The sequence below is a fragment of the Bacillus cereus genome (assembly GCF_015071065.1).
Lineage (GTDB): Bacteria > Bacillota > Bacilli > Bacillales > Bacillaceae_G > Bacillus_A > Bacillus_A cereus_BA.
The window spans coordinates 285,789-299,238 of sequence record NZ_VOVA01000003.1 but is presented as its reverse complement, the minus strand read 5'-3'; the positions used below and the strand labels follow the sequence as shown (position 1 = coordinate 299,238).

The following is a 13,450-nucleotide window of genomic DNA, read 5'->3' as shown; positions in this document are numbered from 1 at the left end:
AATACCCCTGCTAAAGTTAAGCAGGGGAGTTATTATTAATTTTCAACTAATTCCTCTACTTTTTCAATAGAGAAAATACCGCTGTTTTTAATATTTTCAACTGCTTCTTGTAATACTACTTCATCTTGAACAAGTGCAATACGTACAAAGCCTTCACCGTGAGGACCAAATGCATGGCCTGGTGTGACAACGACATTCGCGCGATCCATAAGTGCATAAGCGAATGCTAGAGAAGTCCAACCCTTCGGAATTTCAGCCCAGACGAACATACTTCCAGCTGGTTTATCGACATTCCAACCGAATGTTCGGAATCCGTCCACTAAAGTATCTCTACGTTCTTGGTAAATGCTTCGGTTTTTCTCGCAAAATGCAGCGCCGTGTCGTAATGCAGCGGATGCAGCTTTTTGAATTGGTAAAAACACACCGTAATCTGTATTAGATTTAAATTGCGTAAGTGCACCGACAATTTCTTCGTTACCAATCATATAACCAATCCGGCTACCAGCTAAACTATAACTTTTAGATAAAGAATTAATTTCAACGCCAACTTCTTTTGCACCAGGTACAGATAAGAAGCTAATTGGCTTTTGGCCATCAAAATAAAATTCAGCATAAGCAAAATCATGGACAATGATAATATTATGTTTTTTCGCGAATGCGATTACCTCTTTAAAGAAATCTTCATGAGCTATTGCTGGAACTGGATTCCCTGGGAAGTTCAAAATCATCATCTTCGCTTTCTCGGCGATTTCTTCAGGGATAATTTCTAAGTTTGGTAAGAAATCATTTTCTTTCTTTAAAGGCATGTAGTAAGATGTTGCACCAGCCATTTGAATACCTGTTTCATAAGCCGTATATCCTGGATCAGGAACTAATATAACATCTCCCGGATTTGCATAAACCATAGGTAAATGAACGAGTCCGTCTTGTGAACCCATTAATAATAAAACTTCTTTATCGGCATTTAATTTAACGTTATGAGTATTATTGTAATATTCAGTTACAGCTTCGTGAAATTCTTGAATACCAGTTAATGTGTATCCGTAACTTTCTTTTTCACTCGCTGTATGTACTATTGCTTCTCTTACGAAATCAGCAGGTGGCATATCAGGATTCCCGATACTTAAATCGATCATTTTATGACCTGCTGCAATTTTCTCTTTTTTATAGGCCCCTAATTCACTAAATATAGAAGATTGGAATGCTTTCATTCTAGTTGCTAACGTGTAAGTCATCAAAACCCCTCCTAAAACAGTGTTTTCTTTTTGCGTTTTTAATTATTCTGAAAACACATGTTTATATTTTATCATTGTTTTATGAAAATTAAAACGATTGACAAATTTAGAGGGAGGATAATAAGTGGAAAAATAAAAATAACGCAGAAAATATTTTCTACGTTATAAATGAAGATTAATTGTTTGTTTTTTTGTATGTACATGTTTTTTCAGTTGTAAAAAAGTATACATTTAATTTATTATCAACAACTCTTAAAGATTGATCCGATGTAAACGAGTTACCATAATCAATATGATAAACGTTAGAATTTTTAACAAACGATCCTTTAAATAAATCCTCTTTTTTATTTGTTGTTTGCATTTCCACTAAATTGTGAACAACCTTTTCTTTCTTTTCTTCTTTTACAACTGTTTCAAATTTATAAGACGTAGGGCATTCACCATCTTTATTATCAACGACTTCCCAAGAAGCAAATATGTCATTATTACTACATCCACTTAGTAGAACAACTAGTATAGGGAAAATAAGTAGATACTTTTTCATTTTGTGCTCCTTTCTTATTAGTATTTATAAACGTGCGAATACGATAGGAATATTGTAATGAATAAAGTTTAAATTTTTATAAAGAATTAATAAATTTCACATAAAAATTTTGGGGGAGATGGGAATTTCAAAATAAAAAGGCATGAATCTAGTGTAATGCCAGATTCATGCCTAGCAGTCTATCTTATGTTATGTCTTTTGAGGATAAATGAAGCGGAAAGAAGAATGACAATTCCATTTACAACATACATATTTGCAATAATAAAGGCTAGGTTAGCTGCGCCAAATCCACCTTTATCGAATATGGAAGCGAATGCTGTAGTAGTCAAAAAGATAATGGGAGTTAACAGTAAAAATAAGAAACCTGCAACAATCCTTCTTTTAAAGTTATTTTGAGATAGGGAAATGGCTAAAAAATTAAGGACGCCAAACATAATTAATGAAAACAGAAGGGTAATTAATAATTGCATACCAACAGACATTCCCACAGCTCCTTTTTGAAAAATCTATTGTTTATTGTATTCGAAAACAGTAGGCGATCCACCTTTAAATATTTGGACTATACAAAGTATATAAAGTTTGATCATAGAAATTGAAAAAGAATGGACCAAGTAAAATACTGGATCCATTCTTAAGAAGTATTAGTCTTACTGCCCGTAAAAGCCCGATTGGTGAGGGCTAATAATCAGTGGGGGATGAACAAAACCCTCCACTGATTAAAGTTTCACTTTATAAATTCGCAGATTGCGACGTTTGTTTTTCAAATTGTTTCTGCTTAGAAAGGGAAATAAAAATAATTACCAATGAAATGAGACCGAAAATTAGAACCATATACTGTAATCCAATCGTATCTAAGAAGAAGCCTGTGCCGAGTAAGACAATTTGGAACATAACTCTTTCAAACATATTACGGAATGAGAAGAGACGTCCGTGATAACTTTTTTCCACTTTCGTTTGGAAAATTGTCGACATAATAGGGAAGAAGCAACCAACACTAAATCCAAACAAACCAAATGAGGCAAGTGCCATCCATTTAATATCGCTAAAGAACAACGAAAGGTGTGCAAAAGCGGTACAAAATGCGAAGAAATATAGTAACTTTTCAGGTTTGAAATGATCAGATAAACGTTTAATAACGAATGCACCTAACATAAACGCTACACCTTCAATTGTATATATGAATCCTTTAATTGTTGGGTCATGTTGCATTTCGCTAATGTTAATAACCATTAAATTGAATCCAGCTATAAATAAAAGAGGGATAATACTTAATATAAGTGCTTTAAAAGCAATAGGGATTCCTTTTAAAATACGAAATACTTCCATAAAACTATTATCTTTCGCTGCTTGTTTATTTGGTGTAGTTGGTTTTTCATCTTCAAATTGTAGGAAGAAAGTTGAGAGGAATAATAAAGCGTAAGCTGCCATGGAGAAGGCATACATATACTGTAAACTCATTACAACTAAAAGAATTCCACCTAGTGAAGTACCTGCAATACGAGCGATTGTACCGATATTCATATGTACACCGTTCATCTGTAATAGCTCATGTTCACGAACGATGAGTGGAATTACAGATTGTAATGCTGGGAAATAAAATGCTGCTGAAATTTGAAGTACAACCATAAATGCAATCATAAAGGCGATACTTTCATATTGAATGGCGAAAAACATGAAAATAACACTAATAACACGACCAAATCCAGCGTAAAGAAGTACTTTCTTTTTTTCATACTGGTCAATTACTCGACCAGCCATTGGACCAACTAGAACGCCAGCTAACAGTCCGATAAATAATATAACTGATTTCATGAAATCAGAAGGGACGTATTTTTGCATAAATTCAAGGTTACCAAGAATACCAAGCCATAAACCGAGACCAGCAATAAACTCCCCAATTAATACGATCCAAACGTTTTTATTACGCCACATAATTAAAAACCTCGCAGTCATTTATAATTTAAAAATCGTATATAAAACCTCCTTATTTATTCGTTATTTTTTAACGTGCTTTTTTTAGAGTCAGAGTCTATATTACGTGTTTCATTAGTGGATTTCAATTTTTTTGATTTGTAAAAAAATTACTTTGTTAAGTACTGAAATAAGCAATTCAAAATGTAAAAAAACTTATGCTTAAATACCAATTGATAGTAAAGATAAACATAGAAAAAATAAAAAAGCAAGAACGTATATACTACGTCTCGCTTTTTTGAAATACAAAATTAAACAATAAATTTACTTAGCAACACTTATGATCTTGTCCAATAGCTAAACCGCTAAAAGATAGTGGACCAACAACATCTGCACTTGCACCACTAGTAAGGTTTTCTACAGTTAATGAATATTCGTGAGTCCCGCAGCTAACATTTTGATCTATAGCTTGAAATGTTTGCGCGTAAAATTGCTCAGAATCTGTAGATTCAATCCCTACTTGAGCGTTGAAGATTTCTGTATTGTCACGGAAAATTCGGAATAAAACTTGTGAAATCTCAGTTATACCTTTAACTCCAACTGTAGCAATTAATTCTACTCGATTATTACGTGAATCTCTTCTTGAAATTTTTAATTTAATATTTGCTAGAATTGCTTTTTCTGGGGAATGGGGAATTGCAAAAGTTGTTTCACCAGTTTTATTTATTGGTTGAGTAGCTTGGTAATCAATGATATGAGTCATGTTCGTCACCTCCTCATATACTAAAATATGAAGGTAACGATGAATTAGCTTGGACATATACTAGAAGATTTTAAGAGAATTGAGAAATAGTGTTGAATATAGGGAGATAATATAAAAGCATCAAAAATGAATCACAATTATGTGAGCTGTTTCTTGATGCTTTTCATACTTTAGGCAGAGAATTCCTCTTTACGTACTTCAAAGAATTCATTCCGGCGTAAGTAATTAAAAATTTTCTCTGAAACCTCTTTTTCCTCGGATATTAAGAAACGATGATCAAAAGCATAGAAAGATTGACCTTTAATTAATTTTACGTAGTATATTTTACACGCCTCCTTTAAATTAGGATTCTTAAATACTTTATATTATGATGACCTATCTGGCTGTTAATAATACTTAAAGTTTCAAAGGAGAGAAGTATAAATTCAAAAACATTGAAACAGCTTACAAATCTGTAATGATTTTGTCACCTTTGCCGATAGTTAAAATTAACCAACACCTTCTATACTACAAATAAGTTACATAAAACAAGGAGGTAGAAAGATGGAGGAAGTAATTGGAGAAGTTGTAGCAGGGATTTGTGAATTTGTAGTTGGAGTTACTGCGGATGTTATAGGTAACTTAATGTCTGGAAATGACGAAGAAAAAGAAACAATATAAATAGATTTGTCAAAATTTTAATACTGCTAGTGTATAAAAGCTGACTTCTAATGGAAAAGCGGTTTTTATATTTTTACATTATATTAACTTAATCTGAATATTGAACTGTTATGATGTATATGAAATCAATAAAGGAGCTGATTAATATGCATATGCCGAATTCTGGATTTGATGTTTCTATTTCTCGTTTGATTGTAGCAACTAAAGATGAACAGAAGTATCATTTTACTGTTCGCGAACATCCAATCGCTGGGAAGTTTATCTCGTTATTAGAAAATGGGATAGAATATGGATTAATAGATAAGCAAACGGTTAATAAGAATAGATTTATGAGATTGGAACTTGTTAAGTTAGAAAATGTAAGGAATGCGGTACTTGATGGTTCAGCAGAATGGATATGGGTTGGTATGAATCAATCTGAAATGTTTGCAAGATTGGTAACTAATAATGAAATTGAATTCTATGTGGATTTGCAAGAGAATATTCACCTTTTAGACGAATGTGAATGGGCCCTTATGTAAGGGGCGGTTTATGAGGTTGTGGGGATAAATTCTCACAACCTTTTTTTGTTTTCTCTTGATAATCTAAGTATTCAATTATTATAACTCAACAATTTACATAGAAGAATTAAGTTTTGGATATGTAACAAATAAGTCTAAAAGAGGATTTGAAAATATGTAAAGAGAACTTATTAATTAAATGAATCGTATATGTAAATAACAATAGAAAGAAGATGATAAAAATGAGTAAAGAAGAGCTTGTGAAACAACAATTTGGTAGTAATGCAGAGAAGTATGTAAAAAGTAAAATTCATGCAAATGGACCGGATTTACAATATGTAGTTCAGCAAGTTGAAACTCGTCATAATACTCGTCTTCTTGATATTGCTACTGGTGGTGGACATGTTGCAAATTTGTTAGCCCCAATGTTTAAAGAGGTAGTCGCTCTTGATTTAACAGAAAAAATGTTAGAAAAAGCAAAAGGTTTTATAGAAGGGAACGGGCATGAAAATGTATCATTTGTAGCAGGAAATGCAGAAAGGTTACCATTTGCTGAAGAATCTTTTGATACAATTACATGCCGAATTGCAGCACATCACTTTGTTGATCCTTTGCAATTTATTTTTGAAGTAAATCGAACGTTAGAGGATAATGGATTATTTATATTAATTGATAATGTTTCACCAGAAAATAATGAATTTGATACATTTTATAACTTTATCGAAAAGAAACGTGATCCAAGCCATGAACGAGCTCTGAAAAAAACAGAATGGATTACTTTATTAGAAAAACATGGTTTACAAATGCAGTCATGTCTTACTTTTGACAAGAAGTTCGATTTTGATTGGTGGTGCGATATGATGGATGTACCTATGCAAAAACGTGTAAAGTTAACAGAGTGTATGATGAAAACATCAAATGAAATGCAGGAATTTTTCAAAATTCAATTTGAAAACAATAAAATAGAATCGTTCTATACTGAAATGGCACTGTTCGTATGTAAAAAAAGTTCAACATTAAAAAGATAAATTTCTTGCAGACTTTCTGAAGTACGATATACTTAGTACAGAGAAAATGAGAATTGAGGAATAGCAATAATGATTCGTGTACGTATTGAGGGAACTGAGGAAGAGATGCTTGAATTTTTAGAGAAAATGCCTGACATTCCTGGGTTTGAAAAAACACATATGAGAGAACCGAGAAAAGGGAATAATCCGAAATATGATTCAAGCAAAAATGTACTAGCGTATTTATCGTATAAGAAGATTGAAGTCGCCAATAAATAAATAGGCGGCTTTTTTAATTATCTCCGTTTCACCGCCTTGTCTTTTTCGCATAATAATGATAGTAGATTATGCTGGAGAGAGGTGAGGAAAGTTAATAAAAAAATAATCTTTTTCGGAGATTTTGGTATTGATGATGCAGTAACGTTAATTTATGCGAATAAAACATGCAAATTAGATATTATAGGTATTGTTGCAGAGTATGGAAATGTATCAAGAGAAATTGTAACGGAAAATGTTTATTTTTTAGAAAGATACTATACAAAAGTGAAAATTATTGAAGGTGCCAGTAGACCGATGACAGCTGAAGAGCCGTTGTTTTTCCCTGAAATTCATGGGGATCACGGTTTAGGTCCAATTATTCCACCGAAAATGAGAATTTGTGACAGCGAAAATTTTTGCGAATTGATTAAATTAATTGAGCCTTGTCCTGAAGATATTATTATTGTAGCGACGGGGCGATTAACGACACTTGCAACATTATTTTTATTGTACCCCAATTTAATGAATCGAGTATGTTCTTATTATATAATGGGTGGTGCTTTTCTTTTTCCGGGAAACGTTACACCAGTATCGGAAGCTAATTTTTACGGCGATCCAATTGCGGCGAATATCGTTATGAAATATGCGAAGAATGCTACTATATATCCGTTAAATGTAACGCAGCGCGCTCTTATTACCCCTGAAATGGTCGATATTATTGACAAAGAAGGAACAGGGCAGGCGAAACTTATTAAGCCAATGATCGATTTTTATTACGAGAACTTTTACAAAAAAGAATATCCAGGTATTGGTGGGAGTCCGATTCACGATTTACTTCCGTTCATTTCATTTATAAATGATGATATTTTTGAATATAAAAAATCAGCAGTTTGGATAAGTACGACAAATGATGTAACGAGAGGTCAAAGTGTTGCAGATTTTAGAAAAATAGCTGAGCCGACGAGGTTTGATGATCGGCCAATACAAAGAATTGCGGTTGATTTTAATTATCAAGTGTTTAAAGGCGAATTTATGAGAACAATATTGAAGCCAGATTGTCCTTAAAAGGTTGAGCAGATTTGAATGATTTTCATAAGACGAATAACTTACGAAAAATGTAACATAACTAATGGTAAGCAATTGTTTCTAATTATAATTTTTATTGGTCAATTATAAAGGAGGAAATGATATGATTTGGTCTTTAATAGTCGGTGGTATATTAGGTTGGTTTGCAAGTTTAATTACTGGAAAAGATGTACCGGGCGGTGTAATTGGTAATATTATTGCGGGTATTGTCGGTTCTTGGCTTGGTACAGCGTTACTTGGTAAATTTGGACCTGTTATAGGCGGATATGCGATTGTTCCGGCTTTAATAGGCGCGATTGTTTTGATTTTCATCGTAAGCTTTATATTCCGTGCAATGCGGAAATGAATACAGGGGGCTGTTTACATTTGTAAGCAGTCCCTTTGTGTTATGTTGTCTAATCTGTTATGCTACTGTTATACAATCAGGAGGTGTCAGCATTGAAATCATTTACAGTAAATTTCCATCAAGAAGATAATGCAAAGGCAACAACAGTACATAAATTAAGTGAAGAGGACTTCGATAAAGCAACAGAAAAAGGTACTCGTCATCTATTTGATTTAGATACAAACGTTGGTTTCTTCGTATTCTTTGATGCTGAAGATGCAGAAGGAAACGAGCAATATTTAATGTTACAATATGAAGGAGATCATGAAGAACCAAGTGCTTGCTACGGATTTGATTTGAAACTGTTCTATCAATTTTTAGCATTATACTTAAATGATCTTGAATTCCAAGGTGAAACAAATGAAGAAGAGGAAGAAAATGGTCCAATTCATCATTTAGCACACTTACTTTACCATATCGTTGAAGATGGTAAATCTATCGAAGTATAAAATACATAATTGAAGCTGCCCTTTAATAGGGCAGTTTTTTTACTTTTCATGATTATGATGAATGCTTTGCTTTACATAACAGTAAATGGATTTCTGACGACGACAAATGGTTTGATTAAATTTCAGAAACCCCAACAATATTAAATCAGCAGGGAATGATTATTCACTCCCTGCTGGTTTTTTGCATTTAAAGGGGTTTTTGTGACAGTGTATTTCAAGTTATAGAAAAAGGATATAACGAGTAAGGAGAGAAGGTGTATACAAGGAGATGAATAAGATGATTAACAATACAATTCCAAGCTTTTTAAAGCTTTTGGAAAGCAATGATATAGGATTACATGACTTGACTTGAACAAATATTATGATATGCACCCAGAGGCATTCGAAGAGTATTTTAAGTTTCACTGTCCTAAGACAGAAGAACGTCTTGTTAGTGCGATTGCAAAATATTCTGCAAAACTAGAAGACATTCGTATTATTTCGGAAACTTTACCATCAATTATTCAAGAAGTTGGTGAGGACTATCGTATTCAATTTGGTTTTAATATAAATTTAACATTTCATATATTTGTAGGTGGATTTGGTTCCAATATTATAAAGAAAATGAGAAGAAATTAAGAAACGTTTTTTACAGGATTATGTTGAAGGTTGGACAGCTGAAAAAGAGAAAGAATGGTTCCGTCTATCAGGAGGGAACTATTTCGGATACAATCGCCTAGGTTATTTTTTAGGCACATCTTATATGGAGTATATCGTGCATACTTTCGGGGAAAGAGAAGCACTTACTTTTTGGAGCAAAAATAATTTGAAGAGTAGTGTAATGGAATGGTTGCAAAAGTGAATATGTTGAAGAGGGAGGCTGAAAATGATGAAAGTATATATGAAAGTGCTTATATTATTCCTAACTTTAACGTGTGTAGCGGCTTTAACCGCGTGTAATAACGAAGAGGAAAAGAAACAAACTAATCCAACATCAGAAAATAGTACGGAAGAAAAGAACGATAAGCCGGAAACGAGTAAAAAGAATGAGGAGACTGCTCCGAAAAAAGAGAAAGAACCTGTGGAAAAACCAAAAGATCAAGACTCATCCAAACCTTCAAAAGACTCTAATTCAAAAAATACAGCAGTTAATCAAAAATCAATTAACCATGTAAAAGATTTATTTGAGCAGGCGAAAGAAGGTAAAGTACCTAACGTACCATATGCAGCACATACAGGTGACATCGAGGAAATAGAAAAAGCGTGGGGAAAAGCGGATAAAACTGAGCCAGCAGGAAACGGGATGTACGCGACTTTTACAAATAAAAATGTTTCATTTGGCTTTAATAAAGGATCGCAAGTCTTTGACGTACGCTCTTACCATTCAGAACTCAAATCAATTACGTTACAAGAAATCGAAAAGGCTTTAGGAAAACCAGCGTCTGTTAAAGTCAACGGTAATGATAAAATATACATTTATAAAGTAAATAATCAGTTTGAGTTGAAATTCGTTATTCCAACTTCGACTGGAAAAGTACATCACATTTCTGTGTTCTCACCAGAGGATAGTATTAATAAAATGGCGGGTTAAATGAAAGAGCTGTTCCTATAGGGACAGCTCTTTTACTTTGTTTCTTTCTAACGATTGAACAAAAAATGATTGAATGATACCGCCAATTATTAATAAGAAGGCACAAATGTAAAATAGAGTACTACCGCTAAATGTGCTTAATAACAGTGCTCCTATAAAAGGCCCGCAAGTTCTTGAAATATCCCAATGTATACCGTAAATCGAAAAGTACAATCCGCGTCTATGACTTGGAGCGATTTGTGAAACGAATCGTAGTAAATGATTTAAAGCAATACTTTCCCCAATTACTAAAAAGAGTAGTGTTAAGAGTAATGACCATATTGTTGTGGAATAACCGTAGCCAATCGCAGCTAAAGTAAAGCAAGTATAGGAAATAACAATGATTTTAGCCATAGAAAATCGTTCAGACCATTTCACAAGGAAAATTTGGAGAATAACAGTCATGACAGCTTTACAAGTTGAGATAAATACGAGTATGAATAGAAAATTTGGAAATACACTTTCAGCGAATATGCGATAATTCGATTCGGTTTGAGCGTAGAAAAAACTAATAGGAATTGTAGAAACCATGAGCCCAAATACAGCATAATGTTTCGAAATAAATTGTTTTGGCGAATATACTTCTTTCATTTTTTCATTGTTGTTTATAAGTGGGGCAGTTTCAGGAAGTTGCGTCCAAACGAGTACGGCATATAGCGTAAGGGCTACACCTTGCAAAATAAATAAATACTCAGGGTGACTAGTATAGAAAAAGGCGCCAATCAATGGGCCAATTACAGAGCCAATCGCTCCCATCGTTTGCAGAACAGCAAATATTTCTGCCTGTTGTTCTGCCCTCGTTAAGTCAGCGATTTGAGCGCGCTGTGCCGGAATATATAAAGAGCGTCCAATACCATTTACGACATACAATAAGGCGAAAAAGGCGACCGATTCAGCAAAAACGAATCCGCTTACGGCAAAAGCTTGTAAAAGTAAGCCGAGTAACATTATTTTCTTTCGGCCGTATTTATCTGTTACACCTCCAGCAAGTAATGTAAACACAATATCAGCGAGTGGCTGTAATCCGAAAAGAAGCATTGTAACTATGACATTACCATGTAAAACTTTATTAACATGAACAATAAAAATGATAGCTAACATTGCTTCAGTTGTTCGAACTAACAATTCACCGAACAACCGAATGAGGATGGGCTTATTATAACGTTTTAAAAGATGATTCATTTCTAATTCCTCCTTTCTATATTAAAATGATAAGATGGAAGCTAGAAATGAAAAAGGGTAGAATGAAAGAGGAAGATTTTTCATCTTTTAGGGGGCGTTATATGACTATTTTGGAGCAATATATGCACCTATGGCTCCAGTATGGAAAAGGGAGATCAGAGGGGGAACAATTAGAAATAACAATACAAAATATATCTGAAACATTATTTTGTACAGAGCGAAATAGTAAACTAATCATAAAAAAATTAGAAGAATTAAATTGGATTATGTGGTTTCCAGGCCGAGGGAGAGGGAATCGTTCAAAGGTATTGTTTCAAAAATATCCACTTTCATTAATTTTAGAAAGAGGAAAAGAAATAACGAAACAAGGGGACGTAAAAAGCGGGATCGCGTTTATCGAGCGGTATAGCTCATATTTCCCATCGCTCCAGCCACAATTTCAAACTTGGATTGATTCAATATTTGGTTATCAAGTTGAAAGGACATCTCAAGGAAGAAGAGATGTGCTCCGTTTGCAAGTACAAATGAATCTAGATATTGCATTAGATCCTATATACGCTACGATGCGTTCGGAATGTCATATGGTAAAACATATATATGACACCTTAGTGTATATAGACGGAAATACAAACATGGTAGAGCCGAGACTGGCGTTTTATTGGGAATACGATGACCAGAAATATATATGGACCTTCTACTTACGAAAAGGTGTTCAATTTCATAATAGAAAAGAACTAACCGCTTATGATGTTGAACAGACATTTAAACGATTTATGAAAGCGAAAAATAATCCGCATGCTTGGATGTTACAGCACGTTGAAAGTTTACATATATTAGATGACTACATTGTGCAGATTCGTTTATCTACAGATAACAAATTGTTTTTACATGCATTAAGTGCAGAACAGTGTTCTATTGTAAATGAAGATGGAGATGGAAGGTTAATCGGTACTGGACCGTTTCGTTTATGTGAAAAGAATGAAGATGTATTCATATTAGAAGCAAATGATTTATATTTTCGCGAGCGACCATTTCTCGATCGAATTGAATTATGGAATGTAGAGCACAGTGTTAATACGTACGATATTTTAGCGAAAGCACACTATAACAATATAGAAAAGCATCATAAAGAACTAACAAGACTTGAGTCGAATGTAACATACATTACGTTAAATACTGCAAAAGAAGGACCTATGCAAAACACGATGTTTCGGAAAGCTTTATATAAAATTATTCATAGCAAGGTGCTTATTGAAGAATTACAAGGAGAGCGCGGAGAAATAGCAGAAGAATTGGTTCTAACAAAGAGCGGCACAATACATATAAATGAGGATATATATACACTTATTAAAGATAGCTCTTACCAGAATGAAACGCTACGTCTATATACATTTACAGAACAAGATCATGTTGAAGACTCATATTGGATACAAAAAGAGTGTGCGAAGTATGGCGTTACTATTGAAGTCGTTTTTCTGGAAACAAAAGAGTTATTGCAAACAAGTACGATACAAAAGGCTGATATAATGCATGATAGTGCGACAATGAGTGAGCGAATTGAAGATAGTTTACTATATATGTTTCTTACCAAAAACAGTTTTATTCATCAGCATAGCAATATGAATTTTAACGAAATTGTACAGCCTTATTTTACAGAGAATCAATTAGAGAAACGGGTGACACTGTTACGCAATATTGAGGACACATTGTTACGTCAAATGTATATCATTCCTTTATATCGTAACAAACAGCGAGTAAGTACACATGAAAAAGTACAAAATGTAATGATTAATTCACAAGGATGGATTGATTATTATAAAATATGGTTTAAACCTTGATACATAAGGGTTCTTATGCATTT

General features: G+C 33.5%; 15 protein-coding genes and 1 pseudogene. 9 read left to right on the top strand and 7 right to left on the bottom strand.

The genetic code is table 11. The features are described from left to right. Positions 1-35: 35 nt before the first annotated feature. The 6 genes from FT637_RS12220 to FT637_RS12195 form a co-directional block, all read right to left on the bottom strand. Positions 36-1,235 (bottom strand): LL-diaminopimelate aminotransferase, encoded by a 1,200-nt coding sequence (locus FT637_RS12220; RefSeq protein WP_193646522.1) that lies wholly within the window; start codon positions 1,233-1,235, stop codon positions 36-38. A 175-nt stretch (positions 1,236-1,410) separates the two neighbouring features. After that, positions 1,411-1,779: a hypothetical protein gene (locus tag FT637_RS12215; protein WP_193646521.1), complete on the bottom strand. Its 369-nt coding sequence runs from the start codon at positions 1,777-1,779 to the stop codon at positions 1,411-1,413. A gap of 179 nt (positions 1,780-1,958) precedes the next feature. After that, positions 1,959-2,261, bottom strand: a complete 303-nt coding sequence (locus tag FT637_RS12210) for a hypothetical protein (protein ID WP_193646520.1) — start codon at positions 2,259-2,261, stop codon at positions 1,959-1,961. Positions 2,262-2,508: 247 nt separating this feature from the next. Beyond that, positions 2,509-3,711 (bottom strand): MFS transporter, encoded by a 1,203-nt coding sequence (locus FT637_RS12205; protein ID WP_193646519.1) that lies wholly within the window; start codon positions 3,709-3,711, stop codon positions 2,509-2,511. 307 nt (positions 3,712-4,018) lie between these two features. After that, positions 4,019-4,453: an exosporium protein ExsC gene (exsC, locus tag FT637_RS12200; protein ID WP_193646711.1), complete on the bottom strand. Its 435-nt coding sequence runs from the start codon at positions 4,451-4,453 to the stop codon at positions 4,019-4,021. Positions 4,454-4,623: 170 nt separating this feature from the next. Beyond that, positions 4,624-4,776, bottom strand: a complete 153-nt coding sequence (locus FT637_RS12195; RefSeq protein WP_078174330.1) for a YqbF domain-containing protein — start codon at positions 4,774-4,776, stop codon at positions 4,624-4,626. Between the two features lie 489 nt (positions 4,777-5,265). Here FT637_RS12195 and FT637_RS12190 point away from each other — a divergent pair, with 489 nt between their 5' ends. From FT637_RS12190 to FT637_RS12155, 8 genes and pseudogenes are all read left to right on the top strand, one after another. Continuing rightward, positions 5,266-5,634, top strand: coding sequence for a hypothetical protein (locus tag FT637_RS12190; protein WP_193646710.1), 369 nt, complete (start codon positions 5,266-5,268; stop codon positions 5,632-5,634). Between the two features lie 221 nt (positions 5,635-5,855). Next, entirely contained in the window at positions 5,856-6,641 is a 786-nt protein-coding gene (locus tag FT637_RS12185) for a class I SAM-dependent methyltransferase (protein WP_193646518.1), read from the top strand. Between the two features lie 69 nt (positions 6,642-6,710). Continuing rightward, positions 6,711-6,899 carry a DUF3970 family protein gene (locus FT637_RS12180; RefSeq protein ID WP_002110407.1) on the top strand — a complete coding sequence of 63 codons (189 nt, stop codon included), beginning with the start codon at positions 6,711-6,713 and terminating at the stop codon, positions 6,897-6,899. An 81-nt stretch (positions 6,900-6,980) separates the two neighbouring features. Then, positions 6,981-7,943, top strand: coding sequence for a nucleoside hydrolase (locus FT637_RS12175; protein ID WP_193646517.1), 963 nt, complete (start codon positions 6,981-6,983; stop codon positions 7,941-7,943). Between the two features lie 124 nt (positions 7,944-8,067). Continuing rightward, complete coding sequence (locus FT637_RS12170) at positions 8,068-8,310, top strand: GlsB/YeaQ/YmgE family stress response membrane protein (RefSeq protein WP_002013368.1); 243 nt, start codon at positions 8,068-8,070, stop codon at positions 8,308-8,310. A gap of 92 nt (positions 8,311-8,402) precedes the next feature. Further along, the gene (locus FT637_RS12165; protein WP_002110404.1) at positions 8,403-8,798 is read left to right on the top strand and encodes a hypothetical protein; all 396 of its coding nucleotides are present in this window, start codon (positions 8,403-8,405) and stop codon (positions 8,796-8,798) included. Between the two features lie 277 nt (positions 8,799-9,075). Further along, a pseudogene (locus tag FT637_RS12160) lies at positions 9,076-9,639 on the top strand (hypothetical protein). 24 nt (positions 9,640-9,663) lie between these two features. Continuing rightward, entirely contained in the window at positions 9,664-10,368 is a 705-nt protein-coding gene (locus FT637_RS12155) for a YjgB family protein (RefSeq protein ID WP_193646516.1), read from the top strand. Between the two features lie 15 nt (positions 10,369-10,383). Here FT637_RS12155 and FT637_RS12150 read toward each other — a convergent pair whose 3' ends face one another. Then, on the bottom strand, positions 10,384-11,589 hold the full coding sequence (locus FT637_RS12150) for an MDR family MFS transporter (RefSeq protein WP_193646515.1): 1,206 nt from the start codon (positions 11,587-11,589) through the stop codon (positions 10,384-10,386). A 62-nt stretch (positions 11,590-11,651) separates the two neighbouring features. Between FT637_RS12150 and FT637_RS12145 the strand changes: the two genes are divergently transcribed. Then, positions 11,652-13,427, top strand: coding sequence for an SgrR family transcriptional regulator (locus tag FT637_RS12145; RefSeq protein WP_193646709.1), 1,776 nt, complete (start codon positions 11,652-11,654; stop codon positions 13,425-13,427). Positions 13,428-13,450: the final 23 nt, after the last annotated feature.

What these genes read in the sequence shown, in the direction of transcription:
- FT637_RS12220 (WP_193646522.1), bottom strand. Translation starts at nt 1,235, where the DNA reads ATGACTTACACGTTAGCAACTAGAATGAAAGCATTCCAATCTTCTATA.
- FT637_RS12215 (WP_193646521.1), bottom strand. Translation starts at nt 1,779, where the DNA reads ATGAAAAAGTATCTACTTATTTTCCCTATACTAGTTGTTCTACTAAGT.
- FT637_RS12210 (WP_193646520.1), bottom strand. Translation starts at nt 2,261, where the DNA reads ATGTCTGTTGGTATGCAATTATTAATTACCCTTCTGTTTTCATTAATT.
- FT637_RS12205 (WP_193646519.1), bottom strand. Translation starts at nt 3,711, where the DNA reads ATGTGGCGTAATAAAAACGTTTGGATCGTATTAATTGGGGAGTTTATT.
- exsC (WP_193646711.1), bottom strand. Translation starts at nt 4,453, where the DNA reads ATGACTCATATCATTGATTACCAAGCTACTCAACCAATAAATAAAACT.
- FT637_RS12190 (WP_193646710.1), top strand. Translation starts at nt 5,266, where the DNA reads ATGCCGAATTCTGGATTTGATGTTTCTATTTCTCGTTTGATTGTAGCA.
- FT637_RS12185 (WP_193646518.1), top strand. Translation starts at nt 5,856, where the DNA reads ATGAGTAAAGAAGAGCTTGTGAAACAACAATTTGGTAGTAATGCAGAG.
- FT637_RS12180 (WP_002110407.1), top strand. Translation starts at nt 6,711, where the DNA reads ATGATTCGTGTACGTATTGAGGGAACTGAGGAAGAGATGCTTGAATTT.
- FT637_RS12170 (WP_002013368.1), top strand. Translation starts at nt 8,068, where the DNA reads ATGATTTGGTCTTTAATAGTCGGTGGTATATTAGGTTGGTTTGCAAGT.
- FT637_RS12155 (WP_193646516.1), top strand. Translation starts at nt 9,664, where the DNA reads ATGATGAAAGTATATATGAAAGTGCTTATATTATTCCTAACTTTAACG.
- FT637_RS12150 (WP_193646515.1), bottom strand. Translation starts at nt 11,589, where the DNA reads ATGAATCATCTTTTAAAACGTTATAATAAGCCCATCCTCATTCGGTTG.
- FT637_RS12145 (WP_193646709.1), top strand. Translation starts at nt 11,652, where the DNA reads ATGAAAGAGGAAGATTTTTCATCTTTTAGGGGGCGTTATATGACTATT.